This window comes from Erwinia sp. JH02 (genome assembly GCF_013074405.1).
GTDB classification, from domain to species: domain Bacteria; phylum Pseudomonadota; class Gammaproteobacteria; order Enterobacterales; family Enterobacteriaceae; genus Erwinia; species Erwinia rhapontici.
In genome coordinates, this window is sequence record NZ_JABANZ010000006.1 from 85,327 (window position 1) to 107,402 (window position 22,076).

The window sequence follows — 22,076 nt, forward strand, 5'->3', positions numbered from 1 at the left end:
CTGGAACGGATGGACCGGATCCGAAAGCCCTTTTATCTGGAATCGCTGTAGGGGCGAGGCATGCCTCGCCCGGTGTTGTATACGCGGTTCTAACGAGGCAATAACTGCCCGACCAGGGCGGTCCACAGCGCAATACCTGGGCCGATCAGCGTATCGTTAAAATCATAGCGAGCATTATGCAGCGGTGCAGAAGGGGTTTCACCGTCGGCCCCCAGCCAGAAATAGGCACCGGGACAGGCTTCCAGCATGCAGGCAAAATCTTCCGATGCCATCGATGGGTTAACATTCCAGTGCACCTGCTCTGCGGGAAGTAACGTCAGCGCACAGTCACGCACCTTCGCGGCTTCCTGTGGATTATTCGCCGTGACCGGATAATCCGTCTGATAAACAATGCTGCCTTCGATGCCCAGCGGGCGAGTGAAGGTGGTGACAAACTCATCAATCATCTGGCGTACCCGTACACGGACATCCGCCTGCAGGCAGCGCAGCGTGCCGCGCAGCACCACCGTCTCCGGGATGACGTTGATCGCTTCGCCACCGTTAATCTGCGTAATGCTGACGACCGCCGAGGCCAGCGGCGACAGGCGACGTGCAGGGATGGTTTGCAGAGCCAGAATCAGTTGGGCAGCAGCGACAATCGGGTCTGCGCCGTTTTCCGGCATGGCGGCATGACAGCTGCGTCCGTTCAGCGTGATTTCGAACGAATCCAGCGAGGCCATCATCGCTCCTTCATTGACCGCCACATGGCCCGCAGGCAGGCCCGGCCAGTTGTGCATACCGTAAATGGCATCCATCGGGAACAGGGTAAACAAGCCGTCTTCAACCATGCGGCGTGCACCGCCGAGGTTTTCTTCCGCAGGCTGAAAGACAAAGTGAACGGTGCCGCTAAAACATCGGGTGGTGCTGAGGTGTCTGGCCGTTGCCAGCAGTATTGCCGTGTGGCCATCGTGGCCACAGGCATGCATCACGCCCGGCTGCGTGGAGCGGTGCGGCGGGTTTCCCAGTTCGGTCATCGGCAGTGCGTCCATATCAGCGCGCAGACCAATGGTCGGGCCGGGGCCGTTTTCCAACGTCCCGACGACGCCCGTCCCCGCCAGGCCACGATGCACCTGAAGCCCCATCGCTGTAAGCTGTTCCGCCACCGCTTGCGACGTATGATGCTCCTGATAGCCAAGCTCCGGGCGGGCATGAAATGCCCTGCGCCAGCCAGTGGCTTCATCAATCAGCGAAACGGGAATGACCATAGATTACTTCTCCTGTCAGGGGCTTTGCTATCCAGTAGCGGGCACAAAATAAGTTAGCATAAAACGGATAAGGAAAGGGGCAGGTGCAGAGAAAAACGGGCCTGAGAGCAGGCCCGTGTGGGGTTATTTGATCATGGGAAGATTTAGCTCGTGCTTGCGGGCACAGGCTTTGGCTGTTTCGTAACCCGCATCCGCATGGCGCATCACGCCGGTAGCCGGGTCGTTCCACAGTACGCGCCCGAGGCGCACATCAGCTTCCGGGGTGCCGTCTGCAACAATCACCACACCAGCATGCTGTGAGAAGCCCATCCCGACGCCACCGCCATGATGCAGACTGACCCAGGTGGCCCCGCCAGCGGTGTTCAGCAGAGCGTTCAGCAGCGGCCAGTCCGACACGGCATCCGATCCATCCATCATCGCTTCGGTTTCACGGTTAGGGGAAGCCACCGAACCGCAGTCAAGGTGGTCACGACCGATAACCACCGGTGCTTTTAGCTCACCGTTGCGCACCATTTCGTTGAAGGCCAGCCCGGCAAGATGACGCTCACCCAACCCCAGCCAGCAGATGCGGGCAGGCAGACCCTGGAAAGCGATGCGCTCCTGCGCCATATCCAGCCAGCGATGCAGGTTGCTGTGATCCGGGAACAGCTCTTTCAGTTTGGCATCGGTCTTGTAGATATCTTCCGGGTCACCGGACAGGGCGACCCAGCGGAAGGGACCTTTGCCTTCACAGAACAGGGGGCGAATATAAGCAGGAACAAAGCCTGGGAAATCAAAGGCATTTTTCACCCCTTCGTCCAGGGCAACCTGTCGAATATTATTGCCGTAATCCACCGTCGGAATGCCCATATGGCAGAAGTCGAGCATCGCCTGAACATGGACTGCCATTGAGGCACGGGCGGCTTTTTCTACGGCTTTTGCATCGGTCTTGCGGGTGGATTCCCAACGCGCCAGATCCCAGCCCGCAGGCAGGTAGCCGTTGATCGGGTCGTGGGCAGAGGTTTGATCGGTGACGATATCCGGCTTCATGCCGCCGGCTTTCGCACGTTTCACCAGCTCTGGCAGGATTTCGGCCGCGTTACCCAGCAGGCCGACAGAAATCGCGCGTTTCTCTTTGTTTGCCCGGTCGATAATTTCCAGGGCTTCATTGATGCTAAAGGCTTTGTAATCCAGATAACGGGTGCGCAGACGGAAATCAATACGGGACTCCTGGCACTCTATCGCCAGCACGGAGGCACCGGCCAGCACGCCCGCCAGAGGCTGTGCGCCGCCCATCCCGCCTAGCCCGGCGGTCAGGATCCATTTACCGGCAAGATCGCCCTGATAATGCTGGCGCCCGGCCTCCACGAAGGTTTCAAACGTCCCCTGCACAATGCCCTGCGCACCGATGTAGATCCAGGAGCCGGCAGTCATCTGGCCGTACATCATCAGCCCGGCTTTATCCAGCTCATGGAAGTGGTCCCAGGTGGCCCAGTGCGGCACAAGGTTAGAGTTGGCAATCAGCACGCGTGGCGCATCGGCATGGGTGCGGAATACGCCCACCGGTTTGCCGGACTGCACCAGCAGCGTCTCTTCCGGTTTCAGCGCTTTCAGCGATCGCAGGATCTGCTCAAAGCACTCCCAGTTCCGTGCTGCTTTGCCAATGCCGCCATAAACCACCAGGTCTTCCGGGCGCTCAGCAACATCCGGGTCAAGGTTGTTCTGGATCATGCGATAAGCAGCTTCAATCAGCCAGTTAGCACAGTGCAGTTCACTGCCGTGCGGGGCGCGTATGGTACGGGCGACGGCATTTTTTACAGATTCAGTCATGGTGTATTCCTTCTCAATATGGGCTTAGCGCGCGCGTGAGGGTTGCAGGGCGGCGATCATATCCGGCCAGCGATCCGCGCCAGCCCACAGACGCATCTGCTCGATATCCGGTGCCATCAGGCGGTCTTTTTCCAGGTAAGGCACGCGTTCGCGGATGGCGGCGAGCACGTTTTCCAGCTGAGGGGAGCTGTGCAGCGGGCGGATAAAATCAATACCCTGTGCAGCGGCCATCGCTTCGATGCCGACCACGGCAGCGGTGTTAAAACACATCGCGCCCAGACGACGGGCGGCGTAGGTTGCCATGGAAACGTGATCTTCCTGGTTTGCGGAGGTGGGCAGGCTGTCGACGCTGCCCGGATGGGCCAGCGATTTGTTTTCAGAGGCCAGCGCAGCGGCGGTCACCTGAGCGATCATAAAGCCGGAGTTCACCCCACCATCGTTCACCAGGAACGGCGGCAGACCGGAAAGGCCGGTATCCAGCAGCAGCGCCAGGCGACGCTCAGAGATGGCACCGATTTCGGCAACGGCCAGTGCGATGATATCGGCGGCAAACGCCACCGGCTCGGCGTGGAAGTTACCGCCGGAAATCACTTCGCCGGTATCGGTAAACACCAGCGGGTTATCGGAGGCGGCATTAGCTTCAATCTGTAACACTTTCGCCGCATGATTGAGGTTATCGAGGCAGGCGCCCATCACCTGTGGGACACAGCGAATGGAGTAGGGGTCCTGCACGCGGCCACAGTTGGCATGCGAAGTGAGGATTTCACTGCCTTCCAGAAGCGCTGACACCGCAGCGGCCACGTCAATCTGACCCTGCTGACCACGCGCTTCATGAATGCGGTGATCGAAAGGTTTGATCGAGCCTTTAATCGCTTCCAGCGACAGAGCACCCGCCACCAATCCGGCAGCAAACACATTCTCCCCCTCAAACAGTCCGCGCAGTGCCAGCGCCGTCGATACCTGGGTACCGTTCAGTAGTGCCAGGCCCTCTTTGGGTCCCAGCACAAAGGGCTTCAGCCCGGCGATCGCCAGCCCTTCAGTGGCAGGTATCAGTTTGCCCTGTACGCGGACGTCACCTTCACCCAGCAGCATCAGCGACAGATGTGCCAGCGGGGCCAAATCGCCGGAGGCGCCAACGGAGCCTTTCTCCGGGATGCACGGCATGATGCCTGCGTTAAACAGGGCGAGCAGTGCGTCGACAAGTTCAATGCGTATTCCTGAATGACCGCGTGCCAGACTGATGACTTTGGTCGCCATAATCACGCGCACAACATCATCTGGCAGCAGATCACCCAGCCCGACGCTGTGTGACAGAACAAGGTTACGTTGCAGCTCGGCCAGGCGCTCCGTTGGAATGGTGGTTTGCGCCAGTTTGCCAAAACCGGTGTTGATGCCGTAGGTCACTTTGCCTTCTTTGACGATCGCGGCCACCGTGGCACTCGCCTGCTGAATACGGCTGCGTGACGTTTCGTCCAGCGCCAGTGTGACACCCCCGCGATAGATCCTTTTGAGGGTGGCCAGGTCCACCTTGCCCGGCGTCAGCAGGCAATGATGCGTAGTCAGTGACATGGTATACTCCTGTATAGACAACTAAGGTTGCTGTGTTTTGTTAGGAAGACGTTAATGAGTGAAACACATGTGTATAGTCTTGTCTATACAACCAGCAAGAGTTGTGCCAGCTGCGTCACAAAAACGATTTCGGAGAAAATGTGTGTTTAACCGGGGATTTTTCCAGCAGCCCGCGCACAGCAGGCTTTCGGGTTTGCACTGCATCAGGGCATCATGCTTTATTCAGGTGCGGTCCGGATGTCTATACATATCAGGTTTTAGCCCGTAAACTTCCGTTATCAGATAATTAAGGAATCCGCTATGGTCGTGCAGACTGCCATTTCACAACTCTCCGCAGCCATGAGCGATCAGCCTGCTCCGATTTACCTGCGTGTTAAGCAGGCGATTATCAGCCAGATCCGTGAAGGGGTGTGGAAAGCCAACCAGCGCGTGCCGTCAGAAAGCGAGCTGGTCAATGAACTCGGCGTCAGCCGTATGACCATCAACCGCGCGCTGCGCGAACTCACCAGCGAAGGGTATCTGATCCGTATGCAGGGGGTGGGCACCTTTGTGGCCGAAGTGAAGGGCTATACGGCAATGCTGGAAGTGCACAATATCGCAGAAGAGATCGCCCAGCGTGGTCATCGGCACAGCAGCAAAATCCTCACGCTGCGCGAATGTAAAGCCGACCCGGAACAAGCGGCTGTGCTGGGATTAACCACCGGTCAGTCACTGTTCCACTCGCTGATGGTGCATTACGAAAACGAGCAACCCGTACAGCTGGAAGATCGCCTGGTGAATCCGCAAATGGCACCGGATTATCTGCAACAGGACTATGAGCATCAGACGCCTTATACCTATCTGATGCATGTGGCACCGCTGACAGCAGGTGAGCATATTGTGGAAGCGGTATTGCCGGATGCACAGCAGTGCCGTCATCTGGCAATCGAGGCTACGGAACCCTGCCTGTTGATCCGCCGCCAGACCTGGAGCGAGGGCAAGATTGTGACTTACGCGCGCCTGCTCTATCCTGGTTCACGCTATCAGTTATTCGGACGTTTTAAGTGAAGTGTGCCCCAGAGCAACTGCGCATCTTCTGACACCGGGATAAACGCCCCGGCATTGTTCTCCCACCATGCGCCCTGGCCTGCTTTTAGCAGCGTTTGCTGATGCTGCCACTGACCTGAAATCACATACACCACGCCCGCCTCAATCGCTGCAGGTGCAAAGCGCGTGGTGGCAATCCCCGCCTCCGGCAGAAAAGCACTGCGCCGTGCCATGATATTAAAGTCTGTACTGATTTTGCCGGAGAGCCGGGCGCTGATGGCTTCTTCGCCACGAAAGGCGAACGGCTGATGCAGGCTCAACGGCTGATAAAGCTGGTCATGACGATAGAGCGCCACATCCCCGCTGAGCAGCGTAATAATGCGATCGATACCGGGGAACAGTGAAAAATCACCGTCAGCGGCAATGGTGGCAATGCTAATGCGCCAGTCAAAATCCGCTGCACCGGGTGGATAGCTGACAATTTCCCGCGTTTCACCACCGCCATTACGCCAGCGGCTGGCGGGCAGGCGGTTGCTCTCATACAGATGGATCACTGTAATGCCTCCAGGGCATCACGCAGATCGGCATTAATTGCGGTCTGTTGTGCATGCTGTCCGTCACGGATGCGCTGCTGTCCGGCGACAAACACATCCTGAATCTGGCTACGGTGGCCGGCAAACAGCCAGCGGTTCAGCAGTGAGGTATCCGGGGTGCTGTCCAGCAGGGCATCCCCGGCCAGCACCAGCCAGTCAGCGCGGTAGCCGGGTTGCAGGCTGCCGATCTTCACGCCGCATGCCTGAGCACCACCTGCCAGCGCTTGCTGATACAGCACGTCACCCACTGACGGTTCCTGCGCGGTCACAATACGGTTGCGGCGGCGGTCGCGCAGTCGCTGGGCATATTCCAGCCAGCGCAACTCTTCCACCACATCCAGCGAAACATGGCTGTCAGAGCCAATCCCCCAGCGACCGCCCTGAGCCACGTAGTCGGTGGCCGGGAAAATCCCGTCCCCCAGATTAGCCTCGGTGGTCGGGCACAGACCGGCAACGGCCTGGCTGGCGGCAAGGCGGCGGATCTCCTGTTCGTCCAGATGCGTGGCGTGAATCAGACACCAGCGTGAATCCACGGCAAAGCGATCCAGCAGCCAGCTCACCGGGCGTTCACCGCTCCAGGCCAGCGAGTCGTTGACTTCTTTTTCCTGCTCCGCGATATGAATATGCACCGGAAGATCGGCGGGACTGCTTTCCAACACCTCGCGCATCTGTTGTTCGTTCACCGCACGCAGAGAATGGAAGCACAGCCCCTGGTTGTACAACGGCCGCCCGGCAATCAGCTGGTGCAGGCGCTGCTGCTGAGCCAGATAGGTGTTGGTATCCTGAATAAACCGTTTCTGCCCCGGCTGTGCGGGCTGGCTGCCAAATCCGGCATAACTGTACAACACGGGTAACAGTGTCTGACCAATGCCGCTGCGGTCGGCGGCGTGAATCAACTGGCGCAGCATCGCATCGTCAGGATAGGGCTGGCCATCGGGCTGATGGTGCAGATAGTGGAACTCGGCCACCTGGGTATAGCCGCCTTTCAGCATATCAACATACAGATGTGTGGCGATGGCACCGACCTGCTGCGGCGACAGACGCTGCACCATGCGATACATCAGGTCGCGCCAAGTCCAGAAGCTGTCCTGCGGGTCACCCGCTACTTCAGCCAGCCCGGCCATCGCCCGCTGGAAAGCGTGTGAATGCAGGTTGGCCATCGCAGGCAGCACGACGCCATTAAGACGCTGTGCTCCCTCAGGCGTGCTGTTGGCAGCGGTGGCGGTGATCATGCCTTGTGCGTCGACATCGATCAGGACGTTGCGTTGCCAGCCATCGGCCAGCAGGGCGCGGGGCGCAAAAAAGCGTGTCATGGTTGCTTCCTGTGCAATGAGGTTGTATATACATATACATACTTATGATTCAACAGTAAAGTGCATAACATGGGAGAGCGGATGAACCAGCAACTCAGCTGCGACCATCTTTGGTATGGGGCCGATATTGTCACCATGCAGGATGGGCGTTACAGCATCATTGAGCAAGGCGCCATTGCCGTCAGCGGGGAAGAGATTGTCTGGCTGGGGCCTTATACACACAGTGCGCATATTGCGGCCAGTCAGCGCACCGATCTCGGCGGGGGGATCATCACGCCCGGTCTGGTGGACTGTCATACGCATCTGGTGTTTGGGGGCGATCGCAGCCATGAGTTTGAACAACGTCTGAACGGGGTCAGTTACAGCGAGATTGCGGCCCAGGGCGGGGGCATTTTGTCTACCGTGCGCGCAACCCGCAGCGCTTCCCAGGCGCAGTTAGTGGCCAGTGCCCGCAAGCGCCTCGATCATTTGCTGGCCGAGGGTGTCACCACCGTTGAGATTAAATCCGGTTACGGGCTGGAAATTGCCAGCGAGCTGCGGATGCTGCAGGCCATTCGTCAACTGGCGCAGCAGGTACCTGCACAGATCCAGGCAACCTGCCTGGCGGCACATGCGGTGCCGCCGGAGTATCAGCAGCAGCCCGATGCCTGGGTTGATGTCATTTGTGATCAGCTGTTGCCTCAGGTGGCGGCAGAAGGTCTGGCCGATGCGGTGGATGCCTTCTGCGAGCACCTGGCCTTTTCCCCCGATCAGGTACGGCGGGTCTTTACCGCGGCGCAGCGGCTCGGATTGCCAGTGAAGCTGCACGCAGAACAGCTGTCACCGCTGGGTGGCAGTGCGCTTGCGGCAGAATTTAATGCGCTGTCGGCGGACCATGTGGAATATGCCACTGAAACTGACGTTGCTGCGATGGCGCAACATGGCACCGTTGCCGTACTGCTGCCCGGTGCTTTTTATCTGTTGCGTGAAACACAGCGCCCGCCTGTTGAGTTGTTCCGCCGTTATCAGGTGCCGATGGCGCTGGCCAGCGACGCCAATCCGGGAACGTCCCCGGCTTTGTCACTGCGTCTGATGCTGAATATGGGCTGCACGCTGTTTGGTATGACGCCGGAAGAGGCGCTGGCAGGAGTGACGCTGAACGGTGCGCGTGCATTGGGTCTGGCCGATCGACTGGGTTCGCTGGAGGTGGGTAAGTTGGCCGATTTCGTCCACTGGCCGCTGGCGCGCCCGGCTGAACTGGTTTACTGGCTTGGCGGGCAGTTACCCTGCCGGGTCATCTTTCGTGGAGAAGAACGATGAACGCTTATCAATTCAGCGCCGGTACGCTTCCGCTGCTGCTCAGTATTCCCCATGCGGGCACGCAGCTCACGCCTGAAGTGGAATCCGGCTTAAGTGATGCCGCACGCGGGCTGCCCGATACCGACTGGCATATCCCTCAACTGTACGACTTTGCCCGGGCAATGGGCGTCAGCGTGCTGGTGGGCAACTATTCACGCTTTGTTATCGACCTCAATCGTCCGCCGGATAACCAGGCACTGTACACCACGGCGACCACCGGGCTTTATCCGGAAACCCTGTTTGACGGCTCTCCAACGTTTGCCCCGGGAAAAACACCGATACCGGCACAGCGTGAAGGTTATCTGCAGCATATCTGGCAGCCATATCATGACAAAATCGAGCAGGAGCTGGCGCGGATCAGGCATCAATTTGGTTATGCGCTGTTATTTGACGCCCATTCGATAGCGTCAGTGATCCCACGTTTATTTGATGGCAAATTACCGGATTTGAATCTGGGAACCAACGATGGTGCCAGTTGCCACCCGGAACTGGCGCAACAGCTCGCGGCCTGCTGTGATGCCCAGTCTCAATTTAGCTGGGTGCTGAATGGGCGCTTTAAAGGCGGCTATATTACCCGTGCTTACGGTAAACCGCAGGAGAACCAGCATGCGGTGCAGCTGGAACTGGCGCAGTGTCATTATATGGATGAGCAGCCGCCCTTTGGCTGGAGAGAAGATAAAGCCAGCAGGCTTCAGCCGCTGCTTAAGCAGCTGATCGAGACGCTGCTGCACTACGGAAAATCGCGTTGATCTTTCGGGCGCAACGGTGTTGCGCCCTGATTTTATCTGCCTTACAACAATTTTTATGTCTTACAACAACGTTTCTGTCTTACAACAACAGGGTTTCAATGTCCTGCCAGTTTTCCACGCGTCGGTAGCCCGTCACATGACGGTTATGCGGCGCCGAATAGAGAATGCCTTCCCCGCAGAAATTCGCGAAGTTAATCACGTTATCATCGATCATATAGTCGGCATTGATAATGCTTTTGTTGCCGCAGAACACGATATTGCTGGGTTTGATGGCCGGGAAGTGTTGTTTCAGCCACTGGAATTTAGCGTTGAACGATGTCGGCACTTCCATCGCAGCGGTGGTAATAAAAATCTCGTAATGCTCGCTCAGCCGGGCGATCACCCGCTGACTGTCGGCGATCACGCCCAGGTCGGCAAAGAAGGTGGGGTCGCCGACCAGCTCAAAGATTTCCACCAGTTTATCTTGATCGTCCTGATGCAGATTAAACAGGTTCAGCTCATCCGGCATCAGCTGCTGTGAAAAATGGGCGTTCCAGGTGGCTAATATCTTAGTATGAAAATCAGCGATGACTTCATCCATATCGATGGCGATGCGTTTCATAATCACTCCATGACTAATGTTTTTAGAATTCGCATCATAGCAAAAAAGCCTGCGGACGGCATGTCGGCGTTTGTCATGCCTGCCTCACTGGATGGTCTGCTATCTGACGTTTATTCCATTGCCCCTGCCGGGCATGCCCGACTTGTATTTAACCCCGGGCATCCGGCCTGACCATATCAAACTTCAACGCTTCACTGATGCCGTAATAGGCGGAGGGGCCGCCTGCACGCAGGATCGGTTCTGCTTTTGCCGTCTGATAGATCCCGTCAACCAGCAGATCCTGATCAATATGGATCGCCACCACTTCGCCCAATACCAGCCAGGTCGGGATCTGCTCGCCATCGGCGGTTTGCAACTGAATGCACTGTGAGAGTCGGCACTCAAAATTGACCGGGCTTTCGGCCACCATACTGACGTTTACCAGGCTGGCGGGCAGGGCAGTCAGCCCCGCATAAGCAAACTCATCCTCGCCGTGGGCAAGAGAGGCCGAGCTTTCATTCATCGGAACGGCCAGCGAACGTGTCGCCAGGTTCCAGACAAATTCTCCGGTTTCAACGATGTTCGCCACGCTGTCTTTCCAGCCGCTGCTGGCGAACCCAATCACTGGAGGGCGGTAATTAAAGCAGTTAAAGAAGCTATAGGGTGCGAGATTACGCTGCCCGGCCACATTCTGTGAACTGATCCAGCCAATCGGGCGCGGACCAATAATCGCATTGAGTGGATCGTGCGGCAGGCCGTGGCCTTGTTTAGGTTGATACGAATGACGCGTACGCAAAGGGAACTCCTATAATAATAAAGATAAATATTAATGACTTAAGTCAAATGCATTCAGTTGGGAAATCATTTGAAACATGCAATATATTAGGGGCGCTATCTAAGAAGATATGCCCTTATATTTTTTAAGGAACTTAATTTTAAGGAGCTTTACATGTATTCAAATGCCTCGCGTTTTACTGCAACCCCTCTTCTGATTGCTGCCGCGGTACTGTTTTCGGCTACAGCGGCTACAGCGGCGGATAATAGCGCATTTTTTGATGCCGCATTATGCAAACCAGCCTACACCACCAAGGCTGCCAGCGCGCTCTACAATGAAGCAGAAAAAGTGTCCAAATATCAGCTGGTGGGTGCAATGGCGGTTTACCCGCTGACTGAAGCTGTGGTCAAAGATGGTTACAGCACCAAAGCCTTTGTGCTGGCAGGTACCACCTACGGCGTGCTGGTCGAAGGCAATAAAGCCGATGAGCTGGCGAAAACTTATCAGTTAACGCCTGAGCCCAAAAACCCGATGATCGTGGCGACCAAAAGCTACATTCGCGTATTAGCCGATGCCGACCAGCCTTCACCGGAGATGGGACGCGTGGCGATCACGGCACGTGAAGCGCAGGGGATCCCGGGTAAGACACTGCTAAGCTGCGAATTTACGTCATTAGCCGATCTCGAAGCGATGAAAGCGATGGCGAAATAGTCAGCACAAAAATCAGGGCCGTCAGGCCCTTTTTCTCTCAGCAGGCGCTCCCCACCCGCAGGCACAACGCGTGAATTATCTGCCAGTGGTTTACCATTAATAGCGCAGCAGGTATCTTACGCGTCTGCTGATAAGAGAATGACTGATGAAAACCCCTGTTGAAAAAAATGTGCTTCACCCCCGTAACCGTCATCGCGGTCGCTACGATTTTGCCGCGCTGATTGCCAGCCATCCCTCCCTGGCACCTTTTGTCGCGGTCAATAACTGGGGCAGCGAGTCCGTGGACTTCGGCAATCCCGATGCCGTTAAGGCGCTGAATCAGGCCCTGCTGAGCCATTTTTATCAGATCGCTCACTGGGATATCCCGGAAGGTTTCCTTTGCCCGCCAGTGCCGGGACGTGCCGATTATATTCATCATCTGGCTGACCTGTTGGCGGAAGATAACCGCCGCGTGGTGCCGCGTGACATTAACGTGCTGGACGTCGGCTGCGGTGCAAACCTGATTTATCCGTTGATTGGCCACAGCGAATACCAGTGGCGCTTTACCGGCAGTGAAGTCAACGAGCAGGCGATGGCCTCCGCCAATGCGATTATCGCGGCGAATCCGGGCCTGAACCGTGCCGTTCGTCTGCGCCGTCAGAAAGACACTAACGCGATTTTTAAAGGTGTGATTCACAAAAGTGAGCTGTATCAGGCCGTACTGTGTAACCCACCGTTCCACGCATCCGCAGCCGATGCCCACCAGGGCAGCCAGCGCAAGCTGCGCAACCTGGGGCTGGATCGCCACTCTCCGTTGAACTTCGGCGGGCAGCAGGACGAACTCTGGTGTGAAGGCGGCGAAGTGGCGTTTATCAAGCGCATGATTGAAGAGAGCGCCAGCTTCGGCCGTCAGTGCGTGTGGTTCACCACGCTGGTATCACGCAAAGAGCATCTGCCGGAGCTGTGGCGTACGCTGGAAGAGGCGGATGTTGCTGCCATGCGTACCGTTGAAATGGCGCAGGGACAGAAGCAGAGCCGCTTTATTGCGTGGAGTTTTATGGAACAGCCGCAGAGAACGCGCAACCTTAATCTTTAACCTTGCCGCTGTGTGAGTCGGCCCGTTTCGTTTAAGCGGGCGTCAAACACCCTGTTCGTGTGCGCGAATCCTCTTATCCTGTAGTGGCGATCGGCAGAAAAGTATAGACCGTCAAGACGGTGTGAAAGAGAAAGGAGAGGTTTTGAGACAAAGACGAAAAGCAGGGGCGAACGCAGGTTCGCCCCTGAAGGGATTACGACACGTGCTGTAAGAACTCACGCAGACGGGCGCTTGGCGGGTTGGAGATCAACTCGTCAGGGTTACCGTCTTCCGCAATACGGCCTTTATCGATAAAGATCAGGCGCGATGCCACTTTCTGCGCAAAGCCCACTTCGTGGGTCACGATGACCATGGTCATGCCTTCTTCAGCCAGGTCCTGCATTACTTTTAACACTTCGTGACGCAGTTCCGGGTCAAGCGCAGAGGTGGGTTCATCGAACAGCATCATTTTCGGCTTCACGGCTAGCGCACGGGCAATCGCCACGCGCTGCTGCTGGCCACCGGACAGCTCGGAAGGGAAGTGGTTAGCACGTTCAGCCAGGCCGACTTTACCCAGCAGTTCCTTCGCCAGACGCTGAGCATCGGCTTTCTTCGCACCGCGTACGCGGATAGGACCGAAGGCAACGTTGTCCAGCGCACTCATCTGTGGGAACAGATGGAACTGCTGGAATACCATGCCCGCTTCCTGGCGGATCAGACGATCGTCCACTTTCGGGTCGTTGACCTTTTTGCCATCAACAATCAAATCACCGCTGGTGATCTCTTCCAGTTTGTTGATGCAGCGCAGCAGTGTGGATTTACCGGAACCCGATGGGCCGATAATCACCACCACTTCGCCCTGGTTTATTTTCAGATCGATGTCATGCAGGACCTGAGTAGCACCGAAGTGCTTGGAAACATTTTTAAATTCAATCACAGGATTTTCATCCTTCTCTCAAGGCGACGCAGAACGAAACTCAGCACCAGCGTAATAATCAGATAGATAACCGCAACGGCGCTCCAGATTTCCAGTGCGCGGAAGTTACCTGCAATAATTTCCTGTCCCTGGCGGGTCAGTTCTGCCACACCAATCACGATAAACAGTGAGGTGTCTTTGATGCTGACGATCCACTGGTTACCCAGCGGTGGCAGCATACGGCGCAGCGCCAGCGGCATAATCACGTAGCGCAGCGTTTCACGGCTGGAGAGGCCCAGCGCCAGGCCGGCTTCACGGAAGCCACGGTTAATCGACAGCACCGCACCACGCGTAATCTCAGCGATGTAGGCACCTGAGTTGATCATGATGGTCACCACCGCAGCAGTGAACGGGTCGATTCTGAAATCGGGCAGTGCCATTGGCAGTGCGAAATAGATAAACATCACCTGCACCACGATAGGGGTGCCACGGATCAGTTCAATGAAAACCAGCGCGATGTTGCGTGAAAGCCAGCCACCGTAGGCGCGGGCGAAACCTGCGGCCAGACCGATGATCACACCGCCAAGCAGACCGAGGACCGAAATCCACAGGGTCATTTTGGCACCTTCAAGCAGGATTGGAATAGCAGGCCAGATGGCGCTCCAGTCAAACTGCATGTTTATTCTCCGGATCTAAAACAGTGTGTTGATGTGGAAAAAACGCAGGAGCAACACGCTCCTGCATTTAAGGCGTTACCGATATTTTCTTATTATTTAGGTTCGCTGCCGAACCATTTTTTGTACAACGTATTGTAGGTGCCGTTCTCACGCAGTGTTTTCAGTGCGCCGTTCACTTTCCCACGCAGCTCATCACTGCCTTTCGGGAAGGCGATACCGTACTGCTGTGCTTCAATTGACTCACCTACAGCTTTGAACTGGCCTTTGCCTGCGGTGTGGATGAAGTAAAGAATGTTTGGTGTGTCGTGCAGGACCGCGTCAGCACGGTTGGTACCCAGTTCCATATAGGCATTGTCGATGTTCGGGAACTGACGCAGATCTTTAAATTTGATGTGCTGTTTAGCGTAGTCAACCGATCCGGTGCCGCTCTTCACTGCAACCACTTTGCCATTCAGGTCATTGATGCCTTTGATGGCATCGTTACCCGCTTTCACCATCACTAACAGGCCGCTTTTGTAATAGCCGTCAGAGAAGTCGATCGCTTTTTGGCGCTCTTCAGTAATGGTGATACCGGCCAGAGCCAGGTCAACGTTACGGGTTTGCAGCGCAGGAATGATGCCGCTAAAGTCCATTGGCTTCAGGGTGTATTCCATGTTCAGTTGTTTGGCAATCGCATCCCACAGGTCGATGTCGAAACCGACATATTTATCACCCTGTTTGAATTCAAAAGGCACGAAAGCGGTATCGGTAGCAACAACCAGTTTTTTGTCAGCAGCCGTGGAAGACATCGCAAACGCCAGCGTCAGCGCTGCAAGAGAAACCTTAAAAATTGACTTCATCATTTTATCCTTATCGCTTCTCGGGAAAGGTCTTTCCCGATTAAATGCCCGCAGCCCTATGAAAGAATCGTGCCAGTTTTGCAAAAACAATGAAAAACAGCAAGTTAAATGCGATTTTTCTTAAGCTCATTGACAGGGTTCAGGGTGGTGCACAATTTTGGTGCCCCATTATGGTGCGCTGTGTCTATGGTGGTGCATCAGCAGTTTTAGCAAATTACGGGATAAAAACAACAGATAGTGTCGGGGGGGATTAATTTAATGTCACAGAGTTCTTACTTTAGCAACATTTTGGCAAAAAAAAGGCAGATGGATCACCATCTGCCAGGGGCTGAGCGGAATCGTCAGTACGATTATTCGATGTTAGATTCGATAAACCACAGGAATTTATCCAGATCGCGTGATGCCGCGGTGAAGATGTCGGCAGAGTCTTCATCCGAGACTTCACTGATGGCTTTACGCACGTCATTAGCAACGATGCCATAACGATCGGCCAGCGCTTTCAGGTGATCCTGCACGCTGTGAATATTCAGCGGGTAGCTTTTCAACGGTGTTTTGTCGGCAACGATCTGCGTGGTGCCCAGTGCCACGCCACCCAGCTGCACAACGCGTTCTGCAATGGTATCCTGGTGGTCGGTGATCGCAGTGCGGAAGCCATCAAGCATCTCGTGGACGCCAATAAAGTTTGCTCCGCGCATGTTCCAGTGCGCCTGCTTGGTGATCAGCGACAGATCGATAAATTCAATAACCAGACGATTAAGCACCTCAATGGTGGCTTTTTTCTCGTCATCGGCCACGTCGTTACGGGTGTAAATCAGATCAGAAGATTTTGCTTTAACCAGTTTAGCGGTACTCATCATTAATATCCTCTTGATAGTCAGGTTGTCCTAATTGAATACGGGATTAAGTATAGCACTGGTTTTTAATTTTGTTGGAAAGTTAGTGCCTATTGATTGAATAGTGCCGGCCTGTTGACAAAATAAAGACAGAGAAGGGTGAGGTTAAATAATGATGCGAATGATTTTTGTTTATTTTATTATTATATATTTATGTTTTTAAAGGATAATTTTTTTAATTTTGCATTAAGTGATTCATTTTTATTAAAATTATAACTGGATGTTTCTGATGAGGTAATTAACCAATTTGTCACAATTCGCGCTGTGGAATTAAGCATGGAGGATGTCATCACCTGCGGGAGATACATTTCCCGCAGGCAGGGTGCCGTTTATTCTCTTAATTCTCCCACCGGGTCAATGTCCTGCTTTGCCGGGCGCATCGTCAGGGTTGAACCCGCCGAGGCGGTAATAATCGCCAGCAGTGCCAGCCACTGCACCAGCGTCAGTACTTCACCCAGGAACAGCATGCCAGAGATAGCCGCCATTGCCGGTTCCAGGCTCATTAACGTACCAAAAGTCCGTGCAGGCAGACGTGTCAGTGCGACCATTTCCAGTGAGTAGGGCAGAGCACTGGAGAGCACCGCAATCGCCAGGCCAATGGGGATCAGTGATAAGGTCCAGATCCCGGGGTTGGCATACGCCAGGCCCAGAGGTACAAACACCAACGCGCCAATCAGGGAGCCTGCCGCGACGGTGGCCGGGCCGTGCTGGCTACCCGCACGTTTGCCCGCCAGAATATACACTGCCCATAGGGCGCCAGCGGTCAGCGCATATATCGCACCAAGCGGGTCTATGCTATCAATGCTATGCCCGATCGGTAGCAGGAAGAACAGCCCCAGTACGGCCAGCCCGACCCAGAGAAAATCCAGGGGTCGTCGTGATCCTGCGAGCGCCAGCACCAGTGGGCCGGTAAACTCCAGTGCCACGGCAATACCCAGCGGTACAGTGCGTATCGATAAATAGAAGGAATAGTTCATTCCGCCCAGCGCCAGACCGTAGATCACCAGTGGCAAGATCTGCTGACGGTTGAAATGCAACCGCCAGGGTTTGAAGATCACGCAGAGAATAACCGTACCCAGGCCAAGACGCAGGGCGGTAATGCCTGGTGCACCGACGGTAGGAAACAGTGTTTTGGCCAGCGCAGCACCACCCTGAATTGACGTCATGGCAATCAGCAGCACCAGCACGGGTAACCAGACAGCATTTTTTACGTGTGAAGACATCCTGTATTCCAGCCTTAATTGATCCGTTTCGAAGATAAACGCGCTGTGACAGTGTACTGGAAGGCGCTGTTAAACCCAGTGAGGGGAAAAAAATAAGTGAAAAAAACAGAAATTTTGTCAGAAAACAGGGCCAGTTCAGTAAAGAACTGTCAGATTTGATTAGGATTTATCTCAATGAAGCTTTTTTTACAGTCGATAAAAATAGAATGAAAATGGCAATAATCATAAGAAAAAAGAATGACATAGAAAGCATCATTAACTTTCTGTTACACCAAACATTCTGTTAGACAACAAAATCAGGGCAGAGTTTCTCGCTGATTTTTGTTATATTTCCAGCGTTGTCAGGAGAGAAGTACTTTCACATTTGAGGTGGTTATGAAAAAAATTGCATGTCTTTCAGCATTAGCTTGCGTACTGGCAGTATCTGCTGGTTCAGCAATGGCGCAGAGCACCGTTTCCGCTGGTTACGCTCAGAGTGATTACCAGGGCGTAGCTAACAAAGCTAACGGCTTCAACCTGAAATACCGCTACGAGAACGGCAGCGATGCACTGGGTTGGATTGGCTCTTTCACTTACACTGAGAAAGACCGTACCGATGCAGGCGACTACATCAAGGGCCAGTACTATGGCATCACTGGTGGTCCAGCTTACCGTCTGAACGATTGGGCAAGCATCTACGGTGTTGTGGGTATCGGCTACGGCAAATACCAGTACAACGAACCAAACCGTGAAAAATATGATTCAAGCGACGTAGGCTTCTCCTACGGTGCTGGCCTGCAGTTCAACCCAATCCAGGACATCGCTCTGGACGTGGGTTACGAGCAGAGCCGTATCCGCAGCGTTGACGTTGGCACCTGGACTGCTGGCGTAGGTTACAGCTTCTAAGTTGCTAACCGCAAGTCCGGATTACCGGACTGACGTTGAAGAATCCGCCCCTCGGGGCGGATTTTTTTTATGTGAATGTCCTACTTAGCAAAATGATCCTGCGGCAGTTGATTAAACGGCAGGCGCTTCAGTGCAAAGTTAGTCACTTCAATCGGTGGCGCTTTCTCTGCGGATACAAAGCGATAGCGTGATGTAATTTCCCTCGTCTCAATCCCCGTCCACTGTGAGAACAGCATCAGGAAATCATTGGCTGAGCGCGGCGTAGTGATCATCTGATGACGACTGTCGTTACTTGAGCTGATAAACATCGGCACCTCAAAGTTCTGACGATATTTATCATCGTGAGTCAGATACTCGTTACGCGTCCCTTTCTCTTTAAATGCCAGGCCGTGATCGGAAAAATAGATCATCGAAAAAGTCAGACCGCTGCTGTGTAACTGCTCCCAGAGCTGCTGCAGGAAACCATCGGTCTGCGTCATGCTGTACAGATAGCATGAGGTTTCCAGCGAATGCAGACGTTCGACAAAGCGACCACGCGTGCGATCACAGGCCTTCGGATGTGAGCCGACAAGGTGATACACCAGTAAGCGAGGACGATCGACCGGACGTGCCAGTGCACCCGGCGTAAAACTCAACAGGTCTTCATCCCGCGTGTTTTTATCCGCTTCAAAGTCGCCGCTTTTAAGGAAATGCACATTTTTGGCTCGCTGAGCAATGCTGGCAATCGGCGTATCATATTGACCAATCTGGCCCTGATTCGACATCCACCAGGTATCAAACCCGGCGCGGTTAGCGAGAGTAATGATATTGTTCTGGTATTCAGGGTTACCGTCCACCACCTGATTAAGCGTCAAGCCCAGCGATTTCTGAGTGGAAGAGGCCGCCGAGGTATAGCGGGTGAAAAACTGGCCGTTAAGCTGGCTGGCAAAAGGCGTATTATCCCAGTGCCCGCCAAAGGCACCCAGCGCATCACGACGCGCGCTTTCCCCAATGACCACCACATAAATCTGCTGCTGGGGTTTGACGCTTAACACATGCCAGTCGTCTTTCAGCGTGGCCAGCTGGTTCATCCGGTCGATCTCTTTATCGACAGAAAACTTACTCTCCAGCGTATCTTTCACAAAGCGCACCAGTGGGAAACCGGTATCCTTCAGATTAAACACCCCGCCCGTCAGCTGATTCATCACTGGCTGTGTCACCCACGCCACCAGTACGAAAGCGAGGCAGGCACTTTCCGCGTGCCACCAGCGCTGTTTTTCCAGTGGTTTACGCCTGAGCGCCAGCAGTCCGGCGGCCAGAATGGCCATGCCAATAAAATAATCATGCAGCGGGAAGATCAGCATTATTTCACTGGCTTCTTCCACATTGGTCGCGTGCAGTGCCAGCAGGGTATTAAAATTGGGTGGGCCATAAACCTGACCAAAAGGGTAATAGAACCCGGCCATCAGTACACCAACGGCAATCAGCGTTTTTTGCGTCTTCGGGGCAATCGCCGCCAGCAGCACCAGCAGTGCCGTAAAGGCCAGGCTGTATAAACCGCTTAACGGGTAACCGAATGCCAGATTAATCAGAACGGATAAAAGTAAATACAGCCCAACGTACGGGCTAACCCAGGCACGATAACGGCCTGCTGTAGCAGTTTTAATTAATGTCAGATTCATTATTGGTTCTTATTAGGGAAAGCTATAGCGACCATTCAGTTCGACGCTGAAGTGGCAAACTGCCTGATACAACTCGTAAGATCATGGGGGAAGGGGTGGGGTGGAGCCCGATCGGCCTGCATTCTTTACGAAAGGCTGGCACGATAATCGCTGTTTTGCCGAAAGGCAACCAGCATCATCAATAAGTTCTGTGAAGTGACAAACAAAATAGTCGGAACAAGGGCTGAGTGGTTAAGAAGCCTGACGGGCAGGCTTCGAATTCACCAGCATTTCCAGCAGCATCAGTCGGAGTGTAAACGGCGAACGGCAAAAGAGTTTTAATAGCAGTGGTGTTTTCATCTGATGTCCCTCCGGTCAATCAGGATATGCGCGAATTATCATCAGGTATAGCACAGGCTATACCCTATAGCCATAGCTAATACGCTAAATTTTGTGCTTGCCTGCGGTTCGTTTACAATGTGGCACACAACAGACCGCTGCCCGCTATAATGCAGCGGTTGATAAGAAGAGGAAGCTGAATGAGTCGTCGCGCAAAAGTGGCAGTGCCCGCGCCACTGAAAGATATTGAAGAGCATGTCGAGGGTTTCCGTCAGGTACGTGAAGCGCACCGTCGTGAATTAATCGATGACTATGTAGAGCTGATTTCTGACCTGATCCGTGAGTTTGGTGAAGCCCGCCAGGTGGATATGGCTGCTCGTCTGGGCGTGTCGCAGCCAACGGTGGCAAAAATGCTTAAACGTCTCGCCACAGGCGGGCTGGTTGAACAGGTACCTTACCGGGGCGTTTTCCTGACACCGGAAGGGGAAAAACTGGCTGAAGAGAGCCGCGAACGTCACCATATTGTTGAAACCTTCCTGCTGGCACTGGGTATCAGCCCGGATACCGCACGCCGCGATGCGGAAGGTATTGAGCATCACGTCAGCGATGAAACGCTGGCCATCTTTAAAAAATTTAGCGAAAGTCGTTAATCACCTTCTTCCCCCATCACTGGCGTTGCCTGCGACAGCCCTGAAGAACCTTACCCCATCCAGGGACGGTCCATCGGGCGTATGCTGATGCAGCGTCAGGGATAAAGGGGATATCACATGGCGCGCCAGCATGACTTCTCTGCTCAGACCTTTTTTGCACGATCGTTTTTTGCATCTGTTGGTGGTTCTGGGGCTGCTGCTGGCCTGTTTTGTGCCTTTCCGGCTGGCAGAACTGCCTGGTGCCGTAGACTGGCCCACCATTATCACGCTGAGCGGCTTGCTGATGCTGACCAAAGGCATTGAGGCCAGCGGTTATTTTGATGTGCTCGGGCGTCGTCTGGTGCAGGGCTTTCGCCACCAGCGCCAGTTGGCGCTGTTTCTGGTGGCTGCTGCCGCACTGCTCTCAACGTTCCTGACCAACGACGTTGCTCTGTTTATTTTGGTGCCGCTGACGCTCTCTCTGCGAAAGTATTCCGCGCTGCCGATTGCACGGTTAATTATCTTTGAAGCCCTGGCGGTGAACGCGGGTTCGCTGCTTACCCCCATCGGTAATCCGCAAAATATCCTGCTGTGGCGCCACGGTGAGGCAGGCTTTGCCGGTTTTATCTGGCAGATGTTACCGCTGGCCGGATGGCTGGTGCTCAGCCTGCTGTTACTGACCGCCTGCTGTTTCCGCGCGAAGAAGATTGAGCAGCATCAGACGTCAGAAGATGCCCCCTGGCAGCGCCGGTTGCTGTTCGCCAGCACGCTGCTTTATCTGCTGTTTATCACGGCGCTGGAACTGGATATCGCCGTCTGGGGGCTGGTGCTGGTGTTTGCTACCTTCTTTGCGCTGGCACGCCGCATCCTGTTAAGCATCGACTGGAGCCTGCTGGTGGTGTTTATCGTGATGTTTATCGATGTCTTCCTGCTGACGAAACTGCCGCTGGTACAATCCACCCTGCATCTGGCCGGGCAGCTTCCGGCTGGCGGGCAGTTTTTGCTGGCTGCGGGGCTGTCGCAGGTGATCAGTAATGTCCCTGCCACCATCCTGCTGCTCAGCAGCCTGCCGCCGTCGGTGCTGCTGGCCTGGGCGGTGAATATTGGTGGGTTTGGCTTGCTGCCAGGCTCGCTGGCCAACCTGATCGCGCTGCGCATGGCAAAAGATCGCGCTATCTGGTGGCACTTCCACCTCTATTCCCTGCCGATGCTGGTGTGGGCGTTAGTCAGTGGCTGGGGGCTCTATTTGTTTATTCATGCGAACTGACGTCAGG

21 protein-coding genes are annotated in these 22,076 nt (G+C 54.8%); 8 read left to right on the plus strand and 13 right to left on the minus strand.

The genetic code is table 11. From position 1 onward, the window contains the following. Positions 1–89: 89 nt before the first annotated feature. The 3 genes from HHI26_RS15900 to hutH form a co-directional block, all read right to left on the minus strand. Positions 90–1,244, minus strand: coding sequence for a M20 aminoacylase family protein (locus HHI26_RS15900; protein WP_167864890.1), 1,155 nt, complete (start codon positions 1,242–1,244; stop codon positions 90–92). Between the two features lie 123 nt (positions 1,245–1,367). Further along, positions 1,368–3,053, minus strand: a complete 1,686-nt coding sequence (gene hutU / locus HHI26_RS15905) for a urocanate hydratase (protein WP_133841123.1) — start codon at positions 3,051–3,053, stop codon at positions 1,368–1,370. Between the two features lie 24 nt (positions 3,054–3,077). Further along, positions 3,078–4,622: a histidine ammonia-lyase gene (gene hutH, locus HHI26_RS15910; RefSeq protein ID WP_133841122.1), complete on the minus strand. Its 1,545-nt coding sequence runs from the start codon at positions 4,620–4,622 to the stop codon at positions 3,078–3,080. Positions 4,623–4,922: 300 nt separating this feature from the next. Between hutH and hutC the strand changes: the two genes are divergently transcribed. Continuing rightward, a complete protein-coding gene (hutC, locus tag HHI26_RS15915) occupies positions 4,923–5,669 on the plus strand; it encodes a histidine utilization repressor (protein WP_133841121.1) in 747 nt (248 codons plus the stop codon). Here hutC and HHI26_RS15920 read toward each other — a convergent pair. Both HHI26_RS15920 and HHI26_RS15925 read right to left on the minus strand, forming a co-directional pair. Beyond that, complete coding sequence (locus HHI26_RS15920; protein ID WP_133841120.1) at positions 5,645–6,202, minus strand: HutD family protein; 558 nt, start codon at positions 6,200–6,202, stop codon at positions 5,645–5,647. The two genes, hutC and HHI26_RS15920, sit on opposite strands and share 25 nt — an antisense overlap. Next, on the minus strand, positions 6,199–7,554 hold the full coding sequence (locus HHI26_RS15925; protein ID WP_133841119.1) for a formimidoylglutamate deiminase: 1,356 nt from the start codon (positions 7,552–7,554) through the stop codon (positions 6,199–6,201). The genes HHI26_RS15920 and HHI26_RS15925 overlap by 4 nt, the downstream gene beginning before the upstream one ends. An 81-nt stretch (positions 7,555–7,635) precedes the next feature. On the opposite strand from HHI26_RS15925, the gene hutI reads away from it, so the two are divergent. Continuing rightward, positions 7,636–8,853 carry an imidazolonepropionase gene (gene hutI / locus HHI26_RS15930; protein WP_133841118.1) on the plus strand — a complete coding sequence of 406 codons (1,218 nt, stop codon included), beginning with the start codon at positions 7,636–7,638 and terminating at the stop codon, positions 8,851–8,853. After that, complete coding sequence (hutG, locus tag HHI26_RS15935) at positions 8,850–9,641, plus strand: N-formylglutamate deformylase (protein ID WP_167864886.1); 792 nt, start codon at positions 8,850–8,852, stop codon at positions 9,639–9,641. The genes hutI and hutG overlap by 4 nt, the downstream gene beginning before the upstream one ends. A gap of 79 nt (positions 9,642–9,720) precedes the next feature. Here hutG and HHI26_RS15940 read toward each other — a convergent pair whose 3' ends face one another. Beyond that, positions 9,721–10,242, minus strand: a complete 522-nt coding sequence (locus tag HHI26_RS15940) for a 5'-3'-deoxyribonucleotidase (RefSeq protein ID WP_133841116.1) — start codon at positions 10,240–10,242, stop codon at positions 9,721–9,723. Positions 10,243–10,390: 148 nt separating this feature from the next. Next, on the minus strand, positions 10,391–11,017 hold the full coding sequence (locus HHI26_RS15945; RefSeq protein ID WP_159338096.1) for a flavin reductase family protein: 627 nt from the start codon (positions 11,015–11,017) through the stop codon (positions 10,391–10,393). 153 nt (positions 11,018–11,170) lie between these two features. Between HHI26_RS15945 and HHI26_RS15950 the strand changes: the two genes are divergently transcribed. Beyond that, the gene (locus HHI26_RS15950) at positions 11,171–11,707 is read left to right on the plus strand and encodes a hypothetical protein (RefSeq protein ID WP_133841114.1); all 537 of its coding nucleotides are present in this window, start codon (positions 11,171–11,173) and stop codon (positions 11,705–11,707) included. 145 nt (positions 11,708–11,852) lie between these two features. Next, entirely contained in the window at positions 11,853–12,782 is a 930-nt protein-coding gene (gene rlmF, locus HHI26_RS15955) for a 23S rRNA (adenine(1618)-N(6))-methyltransferase RlmF (protein WP_167864885.1), read from the plus strand. A 193-nt stretch (positions 12,783–12,975) separates the two neighbouring features. Here rlmF and glnQ read toward each other — a convergent pair whose 3' ends face one another. The 5 genes from glnQ to rhtA form a co-directional block, all read right to left on the minus strand. Beyond that, complete coding sequence (gene glnQ, locus HHI26_RS15960; RefSeq protein WP_133841112.1) at positions 12,976–13,698, minus strand: glutamine ABC transporter ATP-binding protein GlnQ; 723 nt, start codon at positions 13,696–13,698, stop codon at positions 12,976–12,978. Next, positions 13,695–14,354 carry a glutamine ABC transporter permease GlnP gene (gene glnP, locus HHI26_RS15965; protein WP_062746608.1) on the minus strand — a complete coding sequence of 220 codons (660 nt, stop codon included), beginning with the start codon at positions 14,352–14,354 and terminating at the stop codon, positions 13,695–13,697. Before glnP ends, glnQ begins: the two co-directional genes overlap by 4 nt. Before the next feature lie 92 nt (positions 14,355–14,446). Then, positions 14,447–15,193: a glutamine ABC transporter substrate-binding protein GlnH gene (glnH, locus tag HHI26_RS15970; RefSeq protein ID WP_133842094.1), complete on the minus strand. Its 747-nt coding sequence runs from the start codon at positions 15,191–15,193 to the stop codon at positions 14,447–14,449. Between the two features lie 350 nt (positions 15,194–15,543). Beyond that, entirely contained in the window at positions 15,544–16,047 is a 504-nt protein-coding gene (gene dps, locus HHI26_RS15975; protein WP_133842093.1) for a DNA starvation/stationary phase protection protein Dps, read from the minus strand. A 368-nt stretch (positions 16,048–16,415) separates the two neighbouring features. Continuing rightward, the gene (gene rhtA / locus HHI26_RS15980) at positions 16,416–17,309 is read right to left on the minus strand and encodes a threonine/homoserine exporter RhtA (protein WP_133841111.1); all 894 of its coding nucleotides are present in this window, start codon (positions 17,307–17,309) and stop codon (positions 16,416–16,418) included. 375 nt (positions 17,310–17,684) lie between these two features. Between rhtA and ompX the strand changes: the two genes are divergently transcribed. After that, positions 17,685–18,194 carry an outer membrane protein OmpX gene (gene ompX, locus HHI26_RS15985; protein ID WP_133841110.1) on the plus strand — a complete coding sequence of 170 codons (510 nt, stop codon included), beginning with the start codon at positions 17,685–17,687 and terminating at the stop codon, positions 18,192–18,194. Positions 18,195–18,274: 80 nt separating this feature from the next. Here ompX and HHI26_RS15990 read toward each other — a convergent pair whose 3' ends face one another. After that, positions 18,275–19,855 carry a sulfatase-like hydrolase/transferase gene (locus HHI26_RS15990; protein WP_171149361.1) on the minus strand — a complete coding sequence of 527 codons (1,581 nt, stop codon included), beginning with the start codon at positions 19,853–19,855 and terminating at the stop codon, positions 18,275–18,277. A 518-nt stretch (positions 19,856–20,373) separates the two neighbouring features. On the opposite strand from HHI26_RS15990, the gene mntR reads away from it, so the two are divergent. Continuing rightward, entirely contained in the window at positions 20,374–20,823 is a 450-nt protein-coding gene (gene mntR, locus HHI26_RS15995; RefSeq protein WP_133841108.1) for a manganese-binding transcriptional regulator MntR, read from the plus strand. A 130-nt stretch (positions 20,824–20,953) separates the two neighbouring features. Beyond that, entirely contained in the window at positions 20,954–22,069 is a 1,116-nt protein-coding gene (locus HHI26_RS16000) for an SLC13 family permease (protein WP_133841107.1), read from the plus strand. Positions 22,070–22,076: the final 7 nt, after the last annotated feature.

Excerpts from the sequence above, each read along its gene's own strand:
- HHI26_RS15900 (WP_167864890.1), bottom strand. The coding sequence starts at position 1,244 with ATGGTCATTCCCGTTTCGCTGATTGATGAAGCCACTGGCTGGCGCAGG.
- hutU (WP_133841123.1), bottom strand. The coding sequence starts at position 3,053 with ATGACTGAATCTGTAAAAAATGCCGTCGCCCGTACCATACGCGCCCCG.
- hutH (WP_133841122.1), bottom strand. The coding sequence starts at position 4,622 with ATGTCACTGACTACGCATCATTGCCTGCTGACGCCGGGCAAGGTGGAC.
- hutC (WP_133841121.1), top strand. The coding sequence starts at position 4,923 with ATGGTCGTGCAGACTGCCATTTCACAACTCTCCGCAGCCATGAGCGAT.
- HHI26_RS15925 (WP_133841119.1), bottom strand. The coding sequence starts at position 7,554 with ATGACACGCTTTTTTGCGCCCCGCGCCCTGCTGGCCGATGGCTGGCAA.
- hutI (WP_133841118.1), top strand. The coding sequence starts at position 7,636 with ATGAACCAGCAACTCAGCTGCGACCATCTTTGGTATGGGGCCGATATT.
- hutG (WP_167864886.1), top strand. The coding sequence starts at position 8,850 with ATGAACGCTTATCAATTCAGCGCCGGTACGCTTCCGCTGCTGCTCAGT.
- HHI26_RS15940 (WP_133841116.1), bottom strand. The coding sequence starts at position 10,242 with ATGAAACGCATCGCCATCGATATGGATGAAGTCATCGCTGATTTTCAT.
- HHI26_RS15950 (WP_133841114.1), top strand. The coding sequence starts at position 11,171 with ATGTATTCAAATGCCTCGCGTTTTACTGCAACCCCTCTTCTGATTGCT.
- rlmF (WP_167864885.1), top strand. The coding sequence starts at position 11,853 with ATGAAAACCCCTGTTGAAAAAAATGTGCTTCACCCCCGTAACCGTCAT.
- glnP (WP_062746608.1), bottom strand. The coding sequence starts at position 14,354 with ATGCAGTTTGACTGGAGCGCCATCTGGCCTGCTATTCCAATCCTGCTT.
- glnH (WP_133842094.1), bottom strand. The coding sequence starts at position 15,193 with ATGAAGTCAATTTTTAAGGTTTCTCTTGCAGCGCTGACGCTGGCGTTT.
- dps (WP_133842093.1), bottom strand. The coding sequence starts at position 16,047 with ATGAGTACCGCTAAACTGGTTAAAGCAAAATCTTCTGATCTGATTTAC.
- rhtA (WP_133841111.1), bottom strand. The coding sequence starts at position 17,309 with ATGTCTTCACACGTAAAAAATGCTGTCTGGTTACCCGTGCTGGTGCTG.
- ompX (WP_133841110.1), top strand. The coding sequence starts at position 17,685 with ATGAAAAAAATTGCATGTCTTTCAGCATTAGCTTGCGTACTGGCAGTA.
- HHI26_RS15990 (WP_171149361.1), bottom strand. The coding sequence starts at position 19,855 with ATGAATCTGACATTAATTAAAACTGCTACAGCAGGCCGTTATCGTGCC.
- mntR (WP_133841108.1), top strand. The coding sequence starts at position 20,374 with ATGAGTCGTCGCGCAAAAGTGGCAGTGCCCGCGCCACTGAAAGATATT.
- HHI26_RS16000 (WP_133841107.1), top strand. The coding sequence starts at position 20,954 with ATGACTTCTCTGCTCAGACCTTTTTTGCACGATCGTTTTTTGCATCTG.